The organism is Actinoplanes oryzae (assembly GCF_030757795.1).
Classification (GTDB): Bacteria; Actinomycetota; Actinomycetes; order Mycobacteriales; family Micromonosporaceae; genus Actinoplanes.
Genome location: NZ_JAUQWH010000005.1, coordinates 80546 through 100214 on the forward strand (window position 1 = coordinate 80546; position 19669 = coordinate 100214).

A 19669-nucleotide genomic window follows, 5' to 3' on the forward strand; every position below is an offset into this window, starting at 1 on the left:
TTCCGCCATCAACGGTCTTCGCGCGTCAGCACAAGCTTCCGAAGGTCCAGCATCGCCTGCTGGACGGGATGGACGAACGTCAGACGGAAGCCGACGGACTCGTCGTACGGACCGACCAGATCGGCGAGCACCGGCAGCTCTGCCAGCTTGACTTCCTTGCCCGGCTTCGCGGTCGGCAAGAAGGACTCGTATTCGGCTAACAGCGTCCGGAGATAGTTCTCCGCAGCTCCGATCGAGGTGAGCAGCCCGTGACCGCCGGGAAATGTCACCACATCACGCCGACGGAGCAGCGGCAGGCGCCCCGCGCAACCCCTGCGCCGGAAGGGCCTCCCCGCGCGCGGCCGGAGGCAGCGGGATCCACGAGGCGGAGCCGCTCCGGGCCCGTACTCCTCACCGCGCTTGCCATTGTCGTATTGACGGGCACCGGGTTCACCGCCTATCGGCATCTCGTGACGCCGCGCCCCGCCGAGCCGACCTATGAGGTCGATCTCAATGCCGATCCTGACACCTTGATCCTCAGCGAGGCCTTCGCCCGGCCCGGCGGTTCGTATGTCACCGGGCTGGCGCCGGACGCTCTCCCGGATCCGCCGCTCGACGCCAATTCCTGCGTCGGACGTCACGACTGGGCGCATGGTGAGCCGGTCAACGGCGTCGACGCCGACAGCACCCTCGCGCTCCTGTCCCTGACCGCCCATGACCATCCCGTACGGGTCACAGGTGCGGAGGTACACGTCGACAAGGCAAGCTCCCAGCCTCTCGCCGGAACGTTGATCACCTGCCCGGGGCGAGGCGGTAACGAGCCGCCCCACGTGATCGATGTCGACCTCGACAGCCTCCAAGTCTTCTTCCTGGAAGCCGAGGCGAAGCCGCCCACCACGATGAACGTCCGCATCGCCCCGCACACCACGGAGACCTTCCTCATCTCGGCCCACCTCAGCCGGTCCTGGCTGAGATGGCGCCTCGAGCTGACGATCGACGACAAGACCGACCACAAGCTGACCATCGGCCCGGAGGGCCACTCGATCGGTTCGGGCGCGGACCATCCGTCGCAGAAACCCTTCGAGACGACCGCCGGCATCGGCTCCGTCCGGGTCGAGTTCCGCAACGGAAAATGGGAGGAACTCCCGTGACCTCAGGCCACGACGCCTGGCGAGGATGGCTTCTTCCGTGCGCCGCCATGCTCAGCTTGGCGGGCTGCACCGATTCCTCGTCTCGTGCTCCCGCAGCGGCCGAGACCTCCGGCGCAGTGGTAGCGGCGAGCCCCTCGGTCTCCGTCGGTCATCCGGAGGCGACCGGACCGACTCCTTCGTGCCATCTGGTGACCAGGAAGGACGTGGAGGCGGCCGGAGGTTCCTGGGCCGCGCCTTCGGGTCACATCGACCGGATCATGGGTGTCGAGGGCGTGCCCTACGAGGACGACCGGTGCACGCTGGGACCGCAGGTGCAGATCGAGGTGCTCACGACCCGGACCAGCGCTGACGCGTCCATCATGTTCGAGTCGGTCGTGCGCAATGCCAACGAGGGAGTTGCGCCTCTGCAGACGCCCAGCCTGATTCCGGGGCTCGGCGACCAGGCTCGCCAGCTACCCGGCTGGGTCATCGTCCTGCGCGGGACCCGCGTCCTCACCGTAACATCACTGTGACTCCGCCGCGAGGCTTCGCTCCGCCCGAGGACGTGCTCCGGCTGGCTCGCACCGCCACGGGAAACCTCTCCGGCTAGCGAGACCTCAGGCGGCGGACCGCCGCTTCGGCCTCGGCGAGGGTCAGGCCCGCGGCCTGGTGCAGGTGGAGGACGGCTTCGGGGCGGCGGTCCTGGCGGATCAGCTCGCGGACCTCGTCGAAGACCCGGTTGGCGGCGAGGACGGTCTCCGCCGGGGCGTAGGAGTCGCCGCGCGGGATGCTGTCCACGACGGCTTTGGCTTCGGTCATCGGGCAGCCGGTGGCGGCGCGGAGGAGTTCGATGGCCTGGAGGCGGTGGCCGCGGAGGGCCAGCTCGGCGACCTGCCGGCGGAGGTCGTCCTCCAGAACCAGCGGCTGTGCGCGCGTCGTGGGCGTGGCGGCCCTGGTCATCTGGGCGCCGACCAGGTCCTCGCCGCCGCCACGGCGGACGACGAGGACGAGATCGGTCACCAGGACGACGGCGGCGACGACCACGGCGGCTATGAGCACCGCCTCAGCGTAGGGCTCTCAGGAAAGTGCCAGGCCGGTTTCAGGGTGGGCTCGACAGCCGGGGTTACCTTGGGTGATGGACGGCTAGACCGAGGGAGAGGGAACGGTGAGCGGCTTCTTCAAGCGGTTCGTGCTTGGCATGGTGGCCTCGAAGCTGGAGCGCAAGGCCCACCACGGGCACAACCCGGTGGTCAACGGCATGCTGCGCGAGGTCAATCACCGCCTCGGACGCCAGCACCACTACGGGCAGTACGGGCACCCCGGCTGGCAGGGCGGCCCCGCCGGCCCCTACCAGCACGGCTATCACGGCCACTACCGGCAGCGGGGCGGCGGGTTCCACGGGCACTACCGGCAGCGCGGCGGCTATCACGGCCACTACCGCTACCACGGGCACTACAAGAAGCGCCGTTTCTGGTAGCAGACCGAAGCGCCGGGCTCACTGCGCCGGCGTGATCGTGACCGGCGTGTCGAGGACCCGGTGCGGGCCCACGACGCGCCGGTCTCCGGTGAGGGTCACGGTGGCGGAGAGGGGCAGGTCGGTCACCGACGGCCCGGCGAACAGCGCGAGGGCGCCCGGCTCGACGACGCGCCGCAGGTCGCGGCCGATGAAGGACGTGCGGTCGGCGTGCAGGGTGAAGGTGACCCGGGCGGTGGCGCCGGCGGCGAGGGGCACCCGGGCGAAGCCGGCGAGCTGGCGCAGCGGGCGGGTCACCGAGGCCTGGACGTCGTGGACGTACAGCTGGACGATCTCGGCGCCGTCGCGGGGGCCGGTGTTGCGGACCACGAGGGACACGTCGACGGTGCCGTCCGTGGCCAGTTCCGTGGCGCTCAGGCCCAGGTCGGCGTACTCGAAGCGGGTGTAGGACAGGCCGTGGCCGAAGCCGAAGAGCGGGCGGGGGTCCAGGTTGCTGACGCCCTCGCTCCACGTGCCGAGCGGCGGCTGGAGGTACGTGCCCGGCTGCCCGCCCGCCAGCCGCGGCACCTGGACCGGGAGCTTGCCGCTGGGGTTGACGCGGCCGCTGAGCACGCCCGCGAGCGCCGGGCCGCCCTCCTCCCCCGGCATGAAGGCCTGCACGATCGCGGCGGCCCCGGTGAAGTCGCCCAGCGCGTAGGGGCGGCCGGAGACCACGACGAGGACGACCGGCGTACCCGTGGCCAGCAGGGCCGTCACCAGCTCGGCCTGGACGCCGGGCAGGGTCAGGTCGGGGACGTCGCAGCCCTCGCCCGAGGTGCCGCGGCCGAAGAGGCCGGCCCGGTCGCCGACCACCGCGACGCAGACGTCCGCGTCCCGCGCGGCGGCCACGGCGGCCTCGATGCCCGTACGGTCCTCGTCGCGCACCGGGCACCCGGCCTCCAGCACGAACGAGTCGTCGGGCAGCTCCGCGCGCAGCGCCGCCCACAGGGAGTCCGCCTCGACGCCGATGCCGTACTGGGGGTAGTCGCCGAGGACGTGGTTGGGGTACGAGTAGCAGCCCATGAACGCCTGCGCGTCGTCGGCGCACGGGCCCACCACGGCGATCCGGCGCGGCGCGGCGCCGAGGGTCAGCGGCAGCGTGCCGGCGTCGTTGGCGAGCAGGATGATCGAGCGCTCGGCGAGGTCGCGGGCCAGGGCGCGGTGGTGCGGCGCGTCGAGGTCCGGCACGGGGCCGCCGGGGACGGCGTAGTCCGGGTCGAGCAGGCCCTGGTCGGCCTTCTGGATGAGGACGCGGCGGGCGGCGCGGTCGACGAGGGCGGGGTCGACGAGGGTGAGCACGTCCGGGCCGAAGCCGGCGGTGTGCGGCAGCTCGACGTCGACGCCGGCGGTCAGGGCCAGCGCGCCCGCCTCGGTGAAGTCGCCCGCCACCCGGTGCATGGTGTGCAGGAAGGGCACGCCCCAGTAGTCGGAGACGACCACGCCGGTGAAGCCCCACTCGTCGCGCAGGATGCCGGTGAGCAGGTCGGTGTCGGCGGCCGCCGGGACGCCGTCGACCTCCGCGTACGACTGCATGACCGACCGGGCACCGCCGGAGCGGATCGCGGTCTCGAAGGGCGGCAGGATGATCTCGCGCAGCTCGCGGGGGCCCATGGGGACCGGCGCGTGGTTGCGCGCCGCGCGGGAGGCGGAGTAGCCGGCGAAGTGCTTGAGGGTCGCGACGATGCCGTGGGTCTCCAGCCCCCGCACGTACGCGGCCCCGAGCATCGCCACCAGGTACGGGTCCTCGCCCAGCGTCTCCTCGACCCGCCCCCACCGGTAGTCGCGCACCACGTCGAGGACCGGCGACAGGCCCTGGTGGACGCCGACGGCGCGCAGGTCGGCGGCGATCGCGGCGGCCATCCGCTCGACCAGCGCCGGGTCGAACGTGGCGGCCCAGGCCAGCGCCGTCGGATAGACCGCGGCGCCGAGCGTGGTGAAGCCGGTCAGGCACTCCTCGTGCATGATCGCCGGGATGCCGAAGCGGTTGCCGGCCATGACGACGGCCTGCAGCTCGGCCACCCGCTTGCGGCCGTCGGCGGCGCTGATCGGGTTGGTGCCGAAGGGCCGGGTCACGTGGCCGAGGCCGTGCTCGGCGAGCTCCGCCAGGGGCCGGTTGCCCGCGGCGAAGACCTCCTGCATGGGCGCCACCTCGCCGGTGCTCTCCGTGGCGAAGCCGGGCCAGGCGCTGCCCAGCTGGGCGAGCTTCTCCTCGAGGGTCATCACGGCGAGGAGCGCGTCGGCCCGCTCGGCGCTCGAACGGTCCGGATCGGCCCACACGGGCGCCGGCTGCACTGCGGTCATGACACTCCCCACCGAAAGTTCCGGACATCTTCCGGACGGTGCCCGCAGTCTCTCCCGTCCGGTCGCCACGGCGCAAGACAGAAAAGCGGCGCCGGTGACCATGCAGGTCACCGGCGCCGCCGTCCGAAACTTCCGGAGGTCACTCGCCGGGTTTCTTGAACTCCTCCTCCGGCTTGTCCTTCATGTAGTCGGCCACCGTCCGGTACACCGCCGGGTTGACGACATCGTGGTCCATCCGGTCGCTGTGGTTGCTGTAGTCCGGGTTCACCAGGTAACCGGCCATGACCGTGTCCTTGGTGCCGACGACCAGCGAGGCGGTCTTGTCGCCGTCGGTGGTGCCGGTCTTGCCGAAGACGGGGTGCCCGACGACGTCACGCACCTGCGGCGCGGTGGCGCCGCCACAGCTGCCGAGCTGCGCCTGGTCGCCCAGCGGGCAGCGCGCCGCGTCGAGCGCCGAGCGGGCGACGTCCTTGGTGGTGGCCCGGGTGCAGCTGGGCTGCCCGGCGGCGACCTTCGAGCCGTCGGCCGCGGTGATCGACTTGACCGGGGTCGGCTTGCAGTACATGCCGTCGGCGGCGAGCGTCGCGTACGCGTTCGCGATGTCCAGCGGCGTGGACAGCGTCACGCCCAGCGTGAAGGCGCCGAACAGGTGCGCCGACTCCTTCGTGGCGACCAGGTCGGCGTCGGACTTGGCGCGGAACTGGATGCCGAAGCGCTTGGCCACGTCGACGACGTTCTCGGCGCCGGCCTGCTCCTCGAGCGGCACGAAGTACGTGTTGACCGACTTGCCGAAGCCCGTCCACATGTTGAACGTGCCCGCCTCCTTGGCCGACGCGTTGCTCGGGCACCAGTACGACGTGCCGGGGCAGGCCGCGTCGGAGCTCGGCGAGATCGGGTAGATCGACTTGTACGTCGAGCCGGCCGTGATCGAGTGGTCGAGCCCCATGCCCTTCTCCAGGGCGGCCACCATGGTGAACATCTTGAAGACCGAGCCCGCCTGGTAGCCGGGCAGGCCGGTGCCGCCGGTGATGATCGGGTTGGTCGTGTAGGGATAGGTCGCCCGCACGCCCTGGTCCGCCAGCTCGGGGTTGGAGCTCAGCGGGTTCTTCGGGTCGGACGGGTCGTCCAGTTTGTACTTCCGGTTGGCGGCGAGCGCCTGCACCTGGCCGGTGCCCGGCTGCACCGCGGCGATCAGCAGCGCATTCTTGCTGTTGTCACTGGTGACGTCGAGGATCTCGGTGCGCGCCGAGGCCTGCGCCTTGAGGTCGAGCGAGGTCACGACCCGGTAACCGCCGGTCTTGAGCTGCCGCTCCCGCTCGTAGGAGTTGGCGCCGAACGCCTCCTGGCTCAGCCACCAGCGGGAGAAGTAGTCGCAGAAGAAGCCCCAGTTGTTCTTCGCCACCGACACGCAGCCGTTGCCGGGCCGCTTCGTGTCGCGGCCGAGCTTGACCTTCTTCGCCTGCGCCGCCTGGTCGGCGGTGATCATCTTCAGGCTCAGCATGTTGTCGATGATGTAGTTGCGCCGGTCCAGCGCCTGCGGATAGCCGCTGGCGGTGGTCGGGTCGAACGCCGTCGGCGCCTTCACCATGCCGGCCAGCAGGGCGGACTCGGCGATGGTCAGGTCCTTCGGCTTCTTCTGGAAGTAGACCTGGGCGCCGGCGTAGATGCCGTAGGCGCCGTTGCCGAACGGCGCCATGTTGAGGTAGCGCTGGAGGATCTCCTGCTTGGTCAGCTCCTTCTCGAGCTGCATCGCATACTTGATCTCCGTGACCTTGCGCTCCGGGCTGTCCTTGGTGGCGTCGATCGCCTCCTGCGGCGTCTTGGCCGTGTAGGCGAGCGTCATGCGCACGGTCTGCATCGTCAGCGTCGAGGCGCCCTGCTGCGAGCCGCCCTTGTTGTTGTTGACGAACGCGCGGGCCACGCCCTTGAAGTCGACGCCGTTGTGCTCGTAGAACTTGTGATCCTCGGCCGCGACGATCGCGTTCTGCATGTTCTTGGAGATGTCGTCGAGCGCGACATCGCTGCGGAACTCGTCGTACATCACCGCGATCTGCGTCTTGCCGTCGGCGGCGAAGATGCGCGTCACCTGCGGGGCGGCCGGCTGGGCCAGCTGGCTCGGCAGCTCGGCGAAGCCCTCCGAGCCCGCCTTGGCCGCCAGGCCCGACATCGCGACGGCCGGGAACGAGGCGGCCGCGACCACCACGCCGGCCAGCAGCCCGCAGATCACCAACGATCCACTGTTGGCGAAAAGGGAGCGATCGCGTTTTCGGGTCCAGAAAGTCACCCGATCCACGTTAGCCACGGAGATCCAGCACCACCTCTCAGGGTCACCCCTTTTGCCCACTTGTTGCTACCGTCCGCGCGCCCCGCGTGACCTGCGCCACGGGAGACCGGCCGCGGCCCTCTATGCCCCGCTGCTCAGCCCCGTCACTCCTCGCCCGGCGAGGGGCTGTGCGGCGTTCGTCACAGCTCGTTCTCGAACGTGGCGACGCCGTCGGTGGCAGCCGCCGCCGGCAGCCGCGCCTTCGCCGCCGCGTCGCCGTAGAGCGCGTACCGCAGGAACTCGGCCGACGTCTGTGTGGTGGCCTCGAAGTCGGCGCTCTCGGTCACGTGCCCGCCGTCGGTGATCGACAGCATCGCCCGCGACCACGGCACCGCCACGAAGACCGTGTGCCCCGCCCGGTACGTGACGGTGGTGTCCTTGCGCCCGTGCACGAACAGCATCGCGGCGGCCGGCCCGGTGAACTCGGCGCCCTGGAAATCGGTGCCGTTCAACACAATCCCGGCCTTGAGCCGCTCGTCGCGGCGCGCGCTGAACAGCCCCACCGTGGTGATGCCGCCCGCCGAGTGCCCGGCCGCCGCGAGCCGCCCGGGGTGGATCACGGACGTGACCGTGCCGGCCTGGGCGAGCATGAGGTCGATGACGTGCGAGGCGTCCGCCGGCTGGTTGACGATGTCGTCGGCGTTCAGCCGGCCGGCCTCGTCCGCGGCGTAGGACGTGTACGGATACGTCGGCGCCGCCACCACGAAGCCGGCCTGGGCCCAGCGCGTGAGCATGTCCGCGTAGTCGGCCGGCTGCGACGTGAGCCCGTGGCTGAAGAGCACCAGCGGATAGCGCCCGTCCAGCGGCGTGGCATCGGCGACCGGCGCCGGGCCGGCGGCCGGGGCGGTGCCGGCCGTGGGATACCAGACGGTCGTCGGCAGCGCCCGGCCGTCGCGGCTGAAGTCCAGCACGCGACGGCCCAGCGCGTACGCCCGGGCGGGCGCCGCGCCCGGGAACGGCGTGTAGGTCGCGGTGATGTCCTGGGCGGCCAGCGACGAGGAGGTCGTCGAGGCGAGGATCGGGAGGGCCGACGCCGACGCGACGGTGGCGCCGGACATCCCGATGTCGGTCTCCGCCGTGCACGCGGTGAGGCTGCCCGCCCCCGCGGCGCCCGCCAGGGCGAGCAACAGAGTCCGTCTACGCATGCCGACAGTCTTGCCCGTTTACCTGTGCTGACCTTGAGAAACGGGCGAGCCGAAGATCACACTACGAGGTTGAGGAGCAGGACGAACCCGAATCCGACGACCGAAATGATCGTCTCCATGACCGACCAGGTCTTGATCGTCTGGCCCACGGTCATCCCGAAGTACTCCTTGACGAGCCAGAAGCCCGCGTCGTTCACGTGCGAGAAGAAGAGCGACCCGCACCCGATCGCCAGGGCCAGCAGCGCGACCTCCGGCTTGTCCAGCGTCTGGGCGAGCGGCGCGACGATGCCCGCGGCGGTGATCGTCGCCACGGTGGCGGAGCCGGTGGCGATCCGGATGCCGACCGCGACGAGCCAGCCGAGCAGCAGGGCCGAGATGTTCGCCGACTCGGCCGCGTTGGCCACCACGTTGCCGACGCCCGCGTCGACCAGCACCTGCTTGAAGCCGCCGCCCGCGGCCACGATCAGCAGGATGCCCGCGATCGGGGGCAGCGAGCCGCCGATGACCGCGGAGGTCTCCGCCCGGTTGAAGCCCGCGCCGCGGCCCAGGGTCACCATCGCGAGCAGCAGGCCGAGCAGCAGGGCGACGACCGGCTCGCCGAGGATCTCGAAGACGGTCCGCACCCGGGTGCCCTCGTCCATGGTCAGCTCGGCGATCGCCCGCAGCAGCATGAGCACGATCGGCACCAGCACGGTTCCGACGGCCGCCCAGAAGCTCGGCGTCCGGCGCCGGGCGGGCTCCGCGACACCCTCCTCCTTGACGGTGTCGACCGGGTCGGCCACCCGGGGCGGGACGGGCACGTGGACGTACCGGGTGATGAAGTTGCCGAAGACCGGGCCCGCGACGATCACCGTCGGGATCGCGCAGATCAGGCCGAAGGCCAGGGTCAGGCCCAGGTCGGCGCCGAGGCTCGACACCGCCACCAGCGGGCCCGGGTGCGGCGGCACGAGGCCGTGCAGGACGGAGAGCCCGGCCAGGGCGGGGATGCCGATCTTCAGCAGGTTCATCCCGGTACGCTGGGCGACGAGCAGCACGATCGGCACCAGCAGCACCACGCCGACCTCGAAGAAGAGCGGCAGGCCGATCAGCGCGGCGACGCCGGCGAGGGCCCACGGCAGCGCGTTGCCCGAGAAGCGGCGCACGATCGTGCCCACGATGCCGTCGGCGCCCCCCGACTCGGCGAGCAGGGCGCCGATCATGGAGCCGAGGGCGATGAGCAGGCCGACGCTGCCGACCGTGCTGCCGACCCCGGCGGTGAAGGAGTCGACGGTGTCGCCGGCGGCGGCACCCGCGGTGAGGCCGAGCACGGCCGCGCCGACGATGAGAGCGAGGAACGGATGCCACTTGGCCCAGGCGATGAGGAGGATGACGGCCGCGATGCCGAGCACCGCGGCGAGGACGAGGTGGCCGTCACTGGCGGAGGTGATCGCCTCCGCGGCGAGGACGTGATCAGGCATGCCGCGGCCGTACCCAGACGCGCCGGCGGTCAACCGTTTGCCAGGCCGGGGTCGTGGGTACGGGATGCCGCCCGCCTGCGCCCGGCCGACGCCGCCTGGGCCTTCGCGCTGCGGGCCGGGCTCGCCGTCGCCCTCCCGCTGGTCGTCTTGGTCCTCGCCGGGCACACCGCCTGGGCGGGCATCGCCACGTTCGGCTCGTTCGCCGCGCTCTACGCCCGCGACGTGCACTACCGCTCGCGCGGGCGGGTGGTCGCGGCGGCCGGCGCGGGCCTGACCCTCGCGGTCTTCCTGGGTACGCTCGCCGGCCTCGCCGCCGCCCCCGAGCTCCCCGCGATCGTGGCCGTCTCGCTGGTGGGCGCCGCCGCCACCTGGCTGTGCGCGGTGTTCCGCGTCGGGCCGCCCGCCGGGCTCATGTTCGCCTTCGCCACCGCCGTGTCCGCTGCCGTCCCCGCCACGCCCGCCGACCTGGGGCGCCACACCGCCCTGACCGCCGGGTCGGCCGCCGTCGCCTGGGTGATCGCCATGGCCGGCGCCGCGATCGACCGGGACGCCCCGCGCCGCCTCGCCGTGGCCCGGGCCCTGCGCCGCGCGGCCGCGGTGCTCGACGCCCCCGGCGGGGAAGCGGGTCTGCGCGTACGCCACCAGGCCGCCACCGCCGTCGCCCAGGCCTGGGCCGCGATGCCCGCCCGCGGCGCGGGCGACCTGGAGGCGCTCGTGGCCCGGGCCGAGTCGGCGCTGGCCGGCGCGGGGAGCCGCGAGGAGCTGCTCGGGCTCGCGGAGGCCGTGGCGCGCCGCGGACCCGTACCGCCGGTGTCGTCCACGGCCACCGAGGCGGCCGGGATCACCGGGCGGCACCAGGCCGAGGGTTCCCCGGCGTACCGGGACCTGCTCCGCGGCCCGGTCCGCACCACCGCGCTCGGCGGCCCGCTCCTGATCGCCGCCGCCCGGGTCGCCCTCGGCGCGCTCGCCGCGGGCGCCGCCGCCGGGCTGCTCGCCCAGGTCACCGGGCTCGGCCACCCGTACTGGGCGGCGGTGTCGGCCGTGGCGGTGCTGCAGGGCACGAACCTGCTGGTCTCGCTGCACCGCGGCCTGCAACGAGCCCTCGGTACGGTCGCCGGCCTCTTCGTGGCGGCGCTGGCCCTGGCGGTCCCCGGCGACACGTGGACGCTGGTGGCCGGCATCGTCGTCGCCCAGGTGATCGCCGAGCTGCTGGTCATCCGCAACTACGGGCTGGCGATGCTCGCGGTCACCCCGCTGGCGCTGCTCGTCGGCGAGCTGGGCGCCGCCACTCCCCCGCTCGACCTGCTCCGCGACCGGCTGGTGCAGACCGTGCTCGGCTGCGCGATCGGGCTGCTGTGCGCGGCCGCGGTGCGCACCAGGGTGGCCGCCAAGCACCTCGAACTGGCCGTCGCCGCGTGCGAGCACACCACGGCCGGCCTGGCCCGCGCCCGCGAGACCCGGCCCGGCGCCGCCGAGCGCCTGCTGGCCGCCCAGCTCACGGCCCTGCGCGAGGCCTACGACGTCGCCGCCGGCGAACCGGGCCTCACCCCCGCCGCGACCGACCGCGTCCTGACCGCCGAGCGCAACGCCCGCCTCGCCCTCGCCGGCGAGGCTCAGAACCAGTAGGCCAGCGCTTCGCGTAGCCCGGGCCCGTCGGCCCAGGCGACGTGACCGTCCGGCCGCAGCAGCAGGGGCGTCTCCCCGGCCCGCAGATCGACACGGTCCTTCCACCCGGCCGCGGCGGCGAGCACGGGTTCCGGACCGAGCAGCACCGGCCGGCCCGCGCGCAGCAGGCCCGGCTCACCCGGCCAGAAGGTGCCGACGAGCGGATGCGTACCGGGCATGGGATAGCGGACGTCGCCGGCGAGCAGCGCGCCCATCCGGCGCAGCGGCTGCTCGTCGGTGACCAGCTCCTGGAAGACCTCGCGCAGCGCGTCGGCCGCCGGGTCGAGCCCGCGCCGGAGCGCCACCTGCGCCTGGGTGTGCAGCAGCGTGCGCGCCCCGGCGAGGTGCCGCTCCGCGTGGTAGGTGACCAGCAGCCCGGCCGGCGCCGACCCGTGCACCGCGGCGGCGAGCTTCCAGGCGAGGTTGACCGCGTCGAGCAGCCCGGCGTTGAGGGCCACCCCGGTCGCGGGGAAGAGGTGGGCGGCGTCCCCGGCGACGAAGACCCGTCCGCTGCGGTACGCCGATGCCTGCCGGGCCTGGAACGTGAACCGCGACAGCCGCGTGGAGCCCGTCATCGGCAGCTCCGCCCCGAGCACGCGCCGGATGGCGGCGCCCAGCTCGGCGAGGGTCATCGGGGTGTCGTCGTCGTACGTGTCCTCCTCGTCGAGCGTCACGGACAGGAAGATCTCCTTCTCGCCCGCCGGGCCGAACGCGAACACGCCCCTGTCCGTCCGCGTGAACCCCGCCGCCAGCCGGCCCAGCCCCGGGATGTCGAGCTCGCCGCCGTCGAGACAGGGGACGGTCACGTGACCGATCCGGTTTACCTCCGGGTACGTCGTGCCGGGGAACCCGATGCCGGCCAGCTCCCGCACGCGGCTGCGCGGACCGTCACAGCCCACGAGGTACGGCACCTCGGCCGTCCACGGGCCGGCGGGGCCGCGTACCTCGGCAGTCACGGTGTGCTCGTCCTGCCGCAGACCGGTCAGCTCGTGCCCGTGGCGGATCTCCGCGCCCAGCTCCCGGGCCCGGTCGGCGAGCAGGCGCTCGAGCCGCGCCTGGGGCAGCCCGATCGCGCGCACCGGCGCATCGTCCAGACCGGTGAAATCCAGATGCACCCCGCCGTACGGGAACCGGGGCGCCGGATGCGGCTGGTGCGCCGCGGCCTCGAACCGCTCCAGCACGCCCCGCATCCGCAGCAGGTCGAGCACCCGGCCGCCGAGCCCGCCCGCCCGCGCCCCCGCCCAGGGCTCCGAGCGCCGCTCCAGCACCAGCGGCCGCACCCCGGCCAGGCACAGCTCGGCCGCCAGCATCAGCCCCGCCGGCCCCGCCCCCACGATCAGCGCATCCGTCACCGATATCCCCCGTTTCCGCAGCTGGAGGGCCGATTCTGGACGAACCGGGGGGTCTTGCCGCAAGCCCCCTCCGCCCGGGTATGGTCAAGAGGCAGGGAGAGCTGCGAGCCACGACCGCGGCCCCCGGTGCTGGACGCGCACGGTGGCAATCTCGATCGCGAAGCGCAGGGCATCGGTCAGCCCCGCTCCCCGCGCGACCGCCACCGTCAGCGCGCCGTGGAAGGCGTCTCCCGCCCCGGCCGTGTCGACGGCCTCCACCGCGGGGACGGCGAGCTCGCCCGCCTCCGCCCCCGACCACCACCGCACCGGGTCCGGTCCGCGCGTGATGGCGCCCACCCCCACCCCGAGCCGGCGCAGCGCCGCCTCGACGCCCCGCGCGCCAGGCGGGGCGGAGGCCGCCTCGACGCCCCGCGCGCCGGGCGCGCCGGGCGGGCCGGGCACCGCCTCGGCGTCGTCCGTGCCGGGCGGGCGGAAGACGGACGAGCAGGCCGTCACCGCCGCCACCGGCAACAGCTCGGCGAAGACCGGTCGCCAGCTGCCCGCGTCGAGGACGAGCGGCCGTCCACTGCGCGCCGCCGCCCGGGCGAGCGCCGGGTGATGACCGTCCGCCAGCACGGCGTCCGCCCCGGCGAAGACCCGATCATCCGGTACGTCCACAGTGGCGCCCCGGGCGTTGCGGCTGACCACGGCCCGCTCCCCTGTGCCGTCCAGCACCGTCACGGCGGACACGGGTGGCGGCGCCCCGCCCGTCGCCGTGTCGACGAGGCTCACCCCGTACTCGGCGAGGTCTGCCCTGATCAGACCGCCCAGCGGATGCGGGCCGACCGCGGTGACCAGCGTGACGTCGGCCCCCAGCGCCGCGGCGGCGATCGCGGCGTTCGTGGCCGGGCCGCCCGCCGCGGTGTCGGTGCGCAGCGACTCGACCTTCTCGTCGGGGCCGGGCAGCCGCTCGACCCGCTGGATCAGGTCGACGGTGGCGAGCCCGACGCACACGATCCGGGGCCGCGCCACGGCTCAGTCGGCGAGCTCGGAGAAGAACGTGCCGATGTTGCCGAACATCTCGGCGACGCCGTCCCCGATGCCCCGCGCGATGTCCGCGGCCGGGCCGGGATTGGTGCCGATGTAGAAGACGACGAGGCCGAGCACGATCCAGCCGACGACCTTTTTCACGGACCGCTCCCCTCCGGGTGCTCTCTCGGGCGTGATCCTGACACACGATCACGGTGCTGAGCTGCCAGGACGCGCGGATCGTGAGCACTTTTCCGGGTTCCGGGCCAAATATATGACGTACGTCATCCAATCTTGCCGGGATTAGATGACGGGCATAATCTTTTCGGCATGGACATCACGAACGCCGTCGCCCTCGTCACCGGAGCCAACCGCGGTCTCGGCCGCCACCTCGCCGAGCAGCTCGTGCAGCGCGGCGCCAAGGTCTACGCCGCCGCCCGCAACCCGGAAACCGTCGACCTGCCCGGGGTCGTCCCGCTGCAGCTGGACGTCACGGACCCCGGCTCGGTCACCCGGGCCGCCGCGGCCGCCGGCGACGTCACTCTCCTGATCAACAACGCCGGGAGCGCCACCGGCACGCACCTGCTCACCGGCGATCTGGCGGGCGTTCGGACCGAGATGGAGACGCACTACTTCGGCACGCTGGCCGTCACGCGCGCCTTCGCCCCGATCATCGCGGGCCACGGCGGCGGCGCGATCCTCAACGTCCTGTCGGCGCTCTCGTGGCTGCACCCGGGCGGCGCGGGCGCGTACGCGGGGGCCAAGGCGGCCGAATGGGCGCAGACCGACGCCGTCCGCGAGCTGCTCGCCCCGCAGGGCATCCAGGTCAGCGCGCTGCACGTGGGCTACATGGACACCGACATGGCCGCGCACATCCCCGCCGACCAGAAGATCGCGCCCGACCTGGTCGCCAAGCTCGCCCTCGACGGCGTCGCCGCGGGCCGGCCCGAGATCATCGCGGACGAGGTCACCCGCGCCGTGAAGGCCGGCCTGGCGGAGCGCAACCGGTCCTGAGCCTCAGGCGCCCGTGACGCCGTCGATGCCCTCGCGCAGGAAGTCGGCGTGCCCGTTGTGCCGCCCGTACTCCAGCAGCACGTGCACCATCACCATCCGCAGCGAGACCTCCTTCTCCCACCGCGGCTGGTAGCCCGCCACGTCGAGCGACGCCGCCGCCCGCTCGATCCGGCGGGCGTGCGCCACCTCCGCCTCCCACGCCGTGAACGCCTCGGCGCGGGTGGCGCCGGTGGCGTCGTACGCGGCCTGAAAGTCCATCTCGTCCGACCACACCAGCGGAATGTCGTGGTCCTCGAACACCCGGCGGAACCACGTGCGCTCGACCTCCGCCAGGTGCCGCACCAGCCCGAGCAGGGTCAGCGTGGAAGGCGGCGACGACCGCTCGCGCAGCTGCTCGTCGGTGAGCCCGGCGCACTTCAAGGCGAGGGTCGCCCGGTGGTAGTCGAGGAAGGCGCGCAGCGTCTCGCGCTCGGTGCCGGTGAGCGGCGGCCCGATCCGATCGTCGGTGGTCATCCGATCATCAGATCATCCCCGCCCGCCCGGGAGTAGACGAGGAGCCGCTGGCCGCCGCTGTCGCCGACCTCCAGGGTCTCGTAGTCCAGGCGGAGCCGGCCGGCGGACGGGTGATCGAAGAGCTTGGTGCCCGTGCGGCAGTAGGAGACGTCCGCGCGGGCCCACAGCTCCCGGAAGGCCGCACTCGCCGCCAGCAGCTCGGTCACCAGCTCCTCCGCCCCGCCGGCCGAGCGCAGCGCCGCCGCGCACTCCGCCCGCACCGCCGCCAGGTCGGCGTGCAGCGCGGCGGTCGCCGGGTCCAGGAAGGCGTCGCGGACCAGGTTGCGCCCGGGCTCGTGCCGCGGGTTGAGCTCCCGGGCGGCCGCGTTGGCGCGCAGCACGGTCAGCGTCGCGTCGAGCAGCACCGCGGGCCAGGGCGACGTGTCGACGAGCCGGGCCACGGCCGGCCGGATCCGCTGCCCGGTGCCCGCTGGGGGCGCGCCCGCCGCGAGCCGGTGCAGGTGCGCCGTGGCGTCGGGGCCGAGCCGCAGGGCCCGGGCCAGCGCGCCCACCACCTCGGGCGACGGGCGGCGGTCGCGGCCCTGCTCCAGCCGCACGTAGTAGTCGACGCTGATCCCGGCGACCAGCGCCAGCTCCTCGCGGCGCAGCCCGCGCACGTGCCGCCGGCCGCCCGCGACCAGGCCCACCGCCGCCGGGCCGACGAGCGCCCGCCGGGCGCGCAGGAACTCCGCCAGGTCACCGCGCATCGCCCCAATCTAGCCCCGGAAAAGGTGGCCCCGGCAGGGCCTGGGGAAACGCCGCCGCCGGGCCCAGGCTCGACGTCATGACCCTTCCTCTGCAGCACCGCCGCGCCCTGGTCACCGGGGCCTCCTCCGGCATCGGCGCCGCCACCGTCCGGGCCCTGCGCGACGCCGGCGCCCGGGTCGCCGCCGGAGCCCGCCGCACCGGCCGCCTCGACGCGGATGTGGCGCTCCCGCTCGACGTCACCGACGAGTCCTCGGTCCGCGCCGCCGTGGCCGCGGCCGCCGACGGACTCGGCGGTCTCGACCTGGTCGTCAACGCCGCCGGGGTGATGCCGGTCGGCCCGGTGCTCGGCGCGGACGTGGCCGACTGGCGCCGGACGCTCGACACCAACGTGCTCGGGGTGCTGCTGGTCACCCACGCCGCGCTGCCCCACCTGCTCGCCGCCGGCGCCGCCGACCTGGTCAACATCTCCTCGATCGGCGGCCGCGAGACCTTCCCCGGGGCGGCCGTCTACCACGCGAGCAAGTTCGCGGTGAACGGCTTCTCGGAGTCGCTGCGCAAGGAGCTCCAGCCCAGCGGCGTGCGGGTGGGCATCGTCGAGCCCGGCTTCACGGCGACCGAGCTGCCGGCGGGCATCACCGTCGCCGCCGTCCGCGAGAGCGTCGAGGGCGTCATGGCGAACCAGCGCAACCTCGACGCCGCCGACGTGGCCGCCGCGATCGTCCACATCGTCTCCCAGCCCCCGCACGTGGTCGTCAACCAGCTGCAGGTGCGACCGCTGGCGCAAGTCTGACCTCTATGGTGGACGCGTGCTCATCGGGCGGGACGACGAGACGCGCACCCTCACGGCCCTGCTGGAGCGGGCGGCCGGCGGGCGGGGTGAGGCGCTCGTGCTGCGCGGCGAGGCCGGCGTCGGCAAGTCCGCGCTGCTGCTCGAGGCTTCCCGGCGGGCGGCGGAGACCGGCCTGCGGGTGCTGACGGTCACCGGGGTGCAGGCCGAGGTCCACGTCCCGTACGCCGCCCTGCACCCGGTGTGGCCCGGCGACGACCCGGAGCTGCCGCCCTTCCGGGTCGCGCTCGCGCTGCTGCGCGGGCTCGAAACCGCCGGCCCCGCCCTGCTCGCCGTGGAGGACGTGCAGTGGCTCGACCCGGCGTCGCGGGAGGTCCTGTCCTTCCTGGCGCGCCGGGTGGGCGCCGCGCCGGTCGCGATGGTCCTGACCGCGCGGGACGGCGGCGACGTCGAGCAGTGGCTGATCGGCACCGGGCTGCCGGACCTGGCGGTCGAGCCGCTCTCCCCCGCCGACGCGGGCGCGCTGCTCGACACGGTCGCGCCGGGGCTGACGCCGGCGTTGCGGGCGCGGGTGCTCGAGGAGGCGGCCGGCAACCCGCTCGGGCTCACCGAGCTGGGCGCGGTGGCCGCCCGCGACGGCGCCGCGGCGCTGCTGCCCGCGTACCTGCCGCTGACCACGCGGGTCGAACGGACGTTCGCGGGCCTGGTCGCCGAGCTGCCGGCGGCGACCCGGACGCTGCTGCTGTGCGCCGCGCTCAACGACGGCGACGACCTGGCCGAGGCGCTGGCCGCCACGGGCATCGTGCACGGGCCGGTCGGGGCGGCGGACATCGAGCCCGCGGTGCTGACGAGGCTGGTGCGGGTGGGGACGGCGTACCGGATCGGTTTCCGCCACCCGCTGCTGCGCTCGGCGCTGCAGCAGGGTGCCGCACCCGGGCGCCGGCGCGAGGTGCACGCCGCGCTGGCCGCCGTCGTCGTGGGCGCGGACCGGCGGGTCTGGCACCGGGCCAGCGCCACGGACGGTCCGGACGAGGAGCTGGCCCGGGAGCTCACCGAGGCGGCGGTGCGGGCGGAGGGCCGGCAGGCGGCGGGCATCGCGGTGCTGGCCCTGGAACGCGCCGCCCAGCTCAGCCTGGATCCGGCGCTGCGCGGGCGGCGCCTGCTGTGGGCCGCCGACCAGGCCGGGGACATGGGCGACCTGGCGACCGTGCGCCGCCTGCTCGACGCCGTGGAGCCGGCGCACCTGCGCAGCGTCGACCGGGCCCGCTTCGCGGCGCTGCGCGAGCACCACATCGGGTCGAACTGGGACGCCGACACCAGCATGGAGACCTTCGCCGCGTACGCGGCCGCGCTGCGCGAGGAGGACGACAAGGACCTGGCACTGGACTGGCTGTGCTTCGACTCGACGCGCTTCTACTGGGCTGCGCCCGATGCGGCCACCCGCGCCCTGTTCGTGACCACGGCGGAGGGCCTCGGCTTCCCGCCCGGGCATCCCCGCCTGCTCGCCGCGCTCGGCCTGCTGGCGCCGATCGAGCGAGGCGCCCCCGTGCTGGCGGGGATGCGCACCCTGGCGACCCGGCCGGACCTGAGCCCCATCGACCACTTCTGGGCGGGGGTCAGCACGTCCTGGCTCGGCGACCCGGTGCTGTCGGAGATCCTCTTCGCCGGCTGCGGGCCCGCGCTGCGCGCCCAGGGGCGGATCGCCACGCTCGGGCAGCTGCTGTTCTTCCAGGCGACCAACGCGGTCTATCGGGGCGACCCGCGCCGGGCGGTGGCGCTCAGCGACGAGGCCATCGCCCTGCTCGACGAGACCCGGCAGATCGGGCACCGGCTCGCGGCGGGCATGACGCTGGCGCACGCGTGGGCGCTGCGGGGCGAGCGGGAGGCCGCGCTGCGGGTCGCCGGCGAGGCCGAGCAGGTCCTGCTGCCCGCGGGCCGGCTGCCGATGCTGGCGTGCGTGCAGGAGATCCGGGGCGTGGCCGCGCTCGGGGCGGGGCAGCCCGCGGAGGCGTACCGGGAGCTGCGCCGCATCTTCGACCCGGCGGACATCGCCCATCACCCCTCGGTCCGGTTCGTCACCCTGGCGCATCTGGCCGAGGCGGCCGTCCGCTGCCGGGCCCACGACGACCTGCGGGCGCTCGTCGCGGAGCTGACCCCGGTGGCCGAGCTGTGCGAGTCACCCGCGCTGCGGGCGGGACTCCGGTACGCGCACGCCGCGCTCGCCGGCACCGCGGAGGCGTACGAGCGAGCACTCGCCGAGGCCCCCGACGACTGGCCGTTCGAGCGGGCACGGCTGCAGCTGGCGTACGGGTCCCATCTGCGCCGCCACCGCCGCGTCGCCGCCTCCCGGGCCGTGCTGCGCGCCGCCGAGTCCACCTTCGACGGCCTGGGCGCGACGCCGTGGGCGGATCAGGCCCGCACCGAGCTGCGCGCCTCCGGCGAGACGATCCGCCGCACGGCCGCCGCCCTCACCCCGCAGGAGCAGCGGATCGCCGAGCTCGCCGCCGCCGGGCTGAGCAACCGGGAGATCGCCGAGCGGCTGTTCCTCTCCCCGCGCACGGTGACCACGCACCTGTCGCGCATCTATCCGAAGCTGGGCATCCGCTCCCGCGCGGGCCTGTCCCGGCCCGGGAATACATAGTTCTACGTACGCGACCGGGGCGCCGCCCTCCGTACGGTCTGCGGTGGCGGGTCCGATCTGGACGGTGTGCGACTTCGCGCACAGGGGGCAGCCG

18 protein-coding genes are annotated in these 19669 nt (G+C 73.9%); 7 read left to right on the forward strand and 11 right to left on the reverse strand.

What is annotated here, in order from left to right; all coding sequences use genetic code 11:
- Positions 1 to 8: 8 nt before the first annotated feature.
- Positions 9 to 269 (reverse strand): hypothetical protein, encoded by a 261-nt coding sequence (locus RBH18_RS03555; protein WP_306204418.1) that lies wholly within the window; start codon positions 267 to 269, stop codon positions 9 to 11.
- Between the two features lie 144 nt (positions 270 to 413).
- On the opposite strand from RBH18_RS03555, the gene RBH18_RS03560 reads away from it, so the two are divergent.
- Positions 414 to 1130: a hypothetical protein gene (locus tag RBH18_RS03560; protein ID WP_306204419.1), complete on the forward strand. Its 717-nt coding sequence runs from the start codon at positions 414 to 416 to the stop codon at positions 1128 to 1130.
- A gap of 188 nt (positions 1131 to 1318) precedes the next feature.
- On the forward strand, positions 1319 to 1642 hold the full coding sequence (locus RBH18_RS03565) for a hypothetical protein (RefSeq protein ID WP_306204420.1): 324 nt from the start codon (positions 1319 to 1321) through the stop codon (positions 1640 to 1642).
- 73 nt (positions 1643 to 1715) lie between these two features.
- Here RBH18_RS03565 and RBH18_RS03570 read toward each other — a convergent pair whose 3' ends face one another.
- Positions 1716 to 2168, reverse strand: coding sequence for a hypothetical protein (locus RBH18_RS03570; RefSeq protein ID WP_306204421.1), 453 nt, complete (start codon positions 2166 to 2168; stop codon positions 1716 to 1718).
- 106 nt (positions 2169 to 2274) lie between these two features.
- Between RBH18_RS03570 and RBH18_RS03575 the strand changes: the two genes are divergently transcribed.
- Positions 2275 to 2586 carry a hypothetical protein gene (locus RBH18_RS03575; RefSeq protein WP_306204422.1) on the forward strand — a complete coding sequence of 104 codons (312 nt, stop codon included), beginning with the start codon at positions 2275 to 2277 and terminating at the stop codon, positions 2584 to 2586.
- 18 nt (positions 2587 to 2604) lie between these two features.
- On the opposite strand, the gene RBH18_RS03580 is transcribed toward RBH18_RS03575, so the two are convergent.
- The 4 genes from RBH18_RS03580 to RBH18_RS03595 all read right to left on the reverse strand — a co-directional run bounded on the left by RBH18_RS03580 (position 2605) and on the right by RBH18_RS03595 (position 9848).
- Positions 2605 to 4923, reverse strand: a complete 2319-nt coding sequence (locus tag RBH18_RS03580) for a glycoside hydrolase family 3 N-terminal domain-containing protein (protein WP_306204423.1) — start codon at positions 4921 to 4923, stop codon at positions 2605 to 2607.
- A 139-nt stretch (positions 4924 to 5062) separates the two neighbouring features.
- Positions 5063 to 7207 carry a transglycosylase domain-containing protein gene (locus tag RBH18_RS03585; RefSeq protein WP_306204424.1) on the reverse strand — a complete coding sequence of 715 codons (2145 nt, stop codon included), beginning with the start codon at positions 7205 to 7207 and terminating at the stop codon, positions 5063 to 5065.
- 179 nt (positions 7208 to 7386) lie between these two features.
- Complete coding sequence (locus RBH18_RS03590; RefSeq protein WP_306204425.1) at positions 7387 to 8391, reverse strand: alpha/beta hydrolase family protein; 1005 nt, start codon at positions 8389 to 8391, stop codon at positions 7387 to 7389.
- 56 nt (positions 8392 to 8447) lie between these two features.
- The gene (locus RBH18_RS03595; RefSeq protein WP_306204426.1) at positions 8448 to 9848 is read right to left on the reverse strand and encodes a GntT/GntP/DsdX family permease; all 1401 of its coding nucleotides are present in this window, start codon (positions 9846 to 9848) and stop codon (positions 8448 to 8450) included.
- Here RBH18_RS03595 and RBH18_RS03600 point away from each other — a divergent pair.
- The gene (locus tag RBH18_RS03600) at positions 9837 to 11474 is read left to right on the forward strand and encodes an FUSC family protein (RefSeq protein ID WP_306204427.1); all 1638 of its coding nucleotides are present in this window, start codon (positions 9837 to 9839) and stop codon (positions 11472 to 11474) included. The two genes, RBH18_RS03595 and RBH18_RS03600, sit on opposite strands and share 12 nt — an antisense overlap.
- Here the strand turns inward: RBH18_RS03600 and RBH18_RS03605 are convergent.
- The 3 genes from RBH18_RS03605 to RBH18_RS03615 form a co-directional block, all read right to left on the reverse strand.
- Complete coding sequence (locus tag RBH18_RS03605; protein WP_306204428.1) at positions 11462 to 12865, reverse strand: FAD-dependent monooxygenase; 1404 nt, start codon at positions 12863 to 12865, stop codon at positions 11462 to 11464. The two genes, RBH18_RS03600 and RBH18_RS03605, sit on opposite strands and share 13 nt — an antisense overlap.
- An 84-nt stretch (positions 12866 to 12949) precedes the next feature.
- Entirely contained in the window at positions 12950 to 13876 is a 927-nt protein-coding gene (locus RBH18_RS03610; protein ID WP_306204429.1) for a PfkB family carbohydrate kinase, read from the reverse strand.
- Between the two features lie 3 nt (positions 13877 to 13879).
- Positions 13880 to 14035 (reverse strand): hypothetical protein, encoded by a 156-nt coding sequence (locus RBH18_RS03615; RefSeq protein WP_306204430.1) that lies wholly within the window; start codon positions 14033 to 14035, stop codon positions 13880 to 13882.
- Positions 14036 to 14203: 168 nt separating this feature from the next.
- Between RBH18_RS03615 and RBH18_RS03620 the strand changes: the two genes are divergently transcribed.
- A complete protein-coding gene (locus tag RBH18_RS03620; protein ID WP_306204431.1) occupies positions 14204 to 14887 on the forward strand; it encodes an SDR family oxidoreductase in 684 nt (227 codons plus the stop codon).
- A gap of 3 nt (positions 14888 to 14890) precedes the next feature.
- On the opposite strand, the gene RBH18_RS03625 is transcribed toward RBH18_RS03620, so the two are convergent.
- Positions 14891 to 15400 carry a DinB family protein gene (locus tag RBH18_RS03625; protein ID WP_306204432.1) on the reverse strand — a complete coding sequence of 170 codons (510 nt, stop codon included), beginning with the start codon at positions 15398 to 15400 and terminating at the stop codon, positions 14891 to 14893.
- On the reverse strand, positions 15397 to 16146 hold the full coding sequence (locus RBH18_RS03630; protein WP_306204433.1) for a helix-turn-helix domain-containing protein: 750 nt from the start codon (positions 16144 to 16146) through the stop codon (positions 15397 to 15399). Before RBH18_RS03630 ends, RBH18_RS03625 begins: the two co-directional genes overlap by 4 nt.
- Before the next feature lie 77 nt (positions 16147 to 16223).
- Here RBH18_RS03630 and RBH18_RS03635 point away from each other — a divergent pair, with 77 nt between their 5' ends.
- The gene (locus tag RBH18_RS03635; protein ID WP_306204434.1) at positions 16224 to 16937 is read left to right on the forward strand and encodes an SDR family oxidoreductase; all 714 of its coding nucleotides are present in this window, start codon (positions 16224 to 16226) and stop codon (positions 16935 to 16937) included.
- A gap of 16 nt (positions 16938 to 16953) precedes the next feature.
- Positions 16954 to 19575, forward strand: a complete 2622-nt coding sequence (locus tag RBH18_RS03640) for a helix-turn-helix transcriptional regulator (protein WP_306204435.1) — start codon at positions 16954 to 16956, stop codon at positions 19573 to 19575.
- Positions 19576 to 19669: the final 94 nt, after the last annotated feature.

What these genes read in the sequence shown, in the direction of transcription:
- RBH18_RS03580 (WP_306204423.1), bottom strand. Translation starts at nt 4,923, where the DNA reads ATGACCGCAGTGCAGCCGGCGCCCGTGTGGGCCGATCCGGACCGTTCG.
- RBH18_RS03590 (WP_306204425.1), bottom strand. Translation starts at nt 8,391, where the DNA reads ATGCGTAGACGGACTCTGTTGCTCGCCCTGGCGGGCGCCGCGGGGGCG.
- RBH18_RS03595 (WP_306204426.1), bottom strand. Translation starts at nt 9,848, where the DNA reads ATGCCTGATCACGTCCTCGCCGCGGAGGCGATCACCTCCGCCAGTGAC.
- RBH18_RS03620 (WP_306204431.1), top strand. Translation starts at nt 14,204, where the DNA reads ATGGACATCACGAACGCCGTCGCCCTCGTCACCGGAGCCAACCGCGGT.
- RBH18_RS03625 (WP_306204432.1), bottom strand. Translation starts at nt 15,400, where the DNA reads ATGACCACCGACGATCGGATCGGGCCGCCGCTCACCGGCACCGAGCGC.
- RBH18_RS03630 (WP_306204433.1), bottom strand. Translation starts at nt 16,146, where the DNA reads ATGCGCGGTGACCTGGCGGAGTTCCTGCGCGCCCGGCGGGCGCTCGTC.
- RBH18_RS03635 (WP_306204434.1), top strand. Translation starts at nt 16,224, where the DNA reads ATGACCCTTCCTCTGCAGCACCGCCGCGCCCTGGTCACCGGGGCCTCC.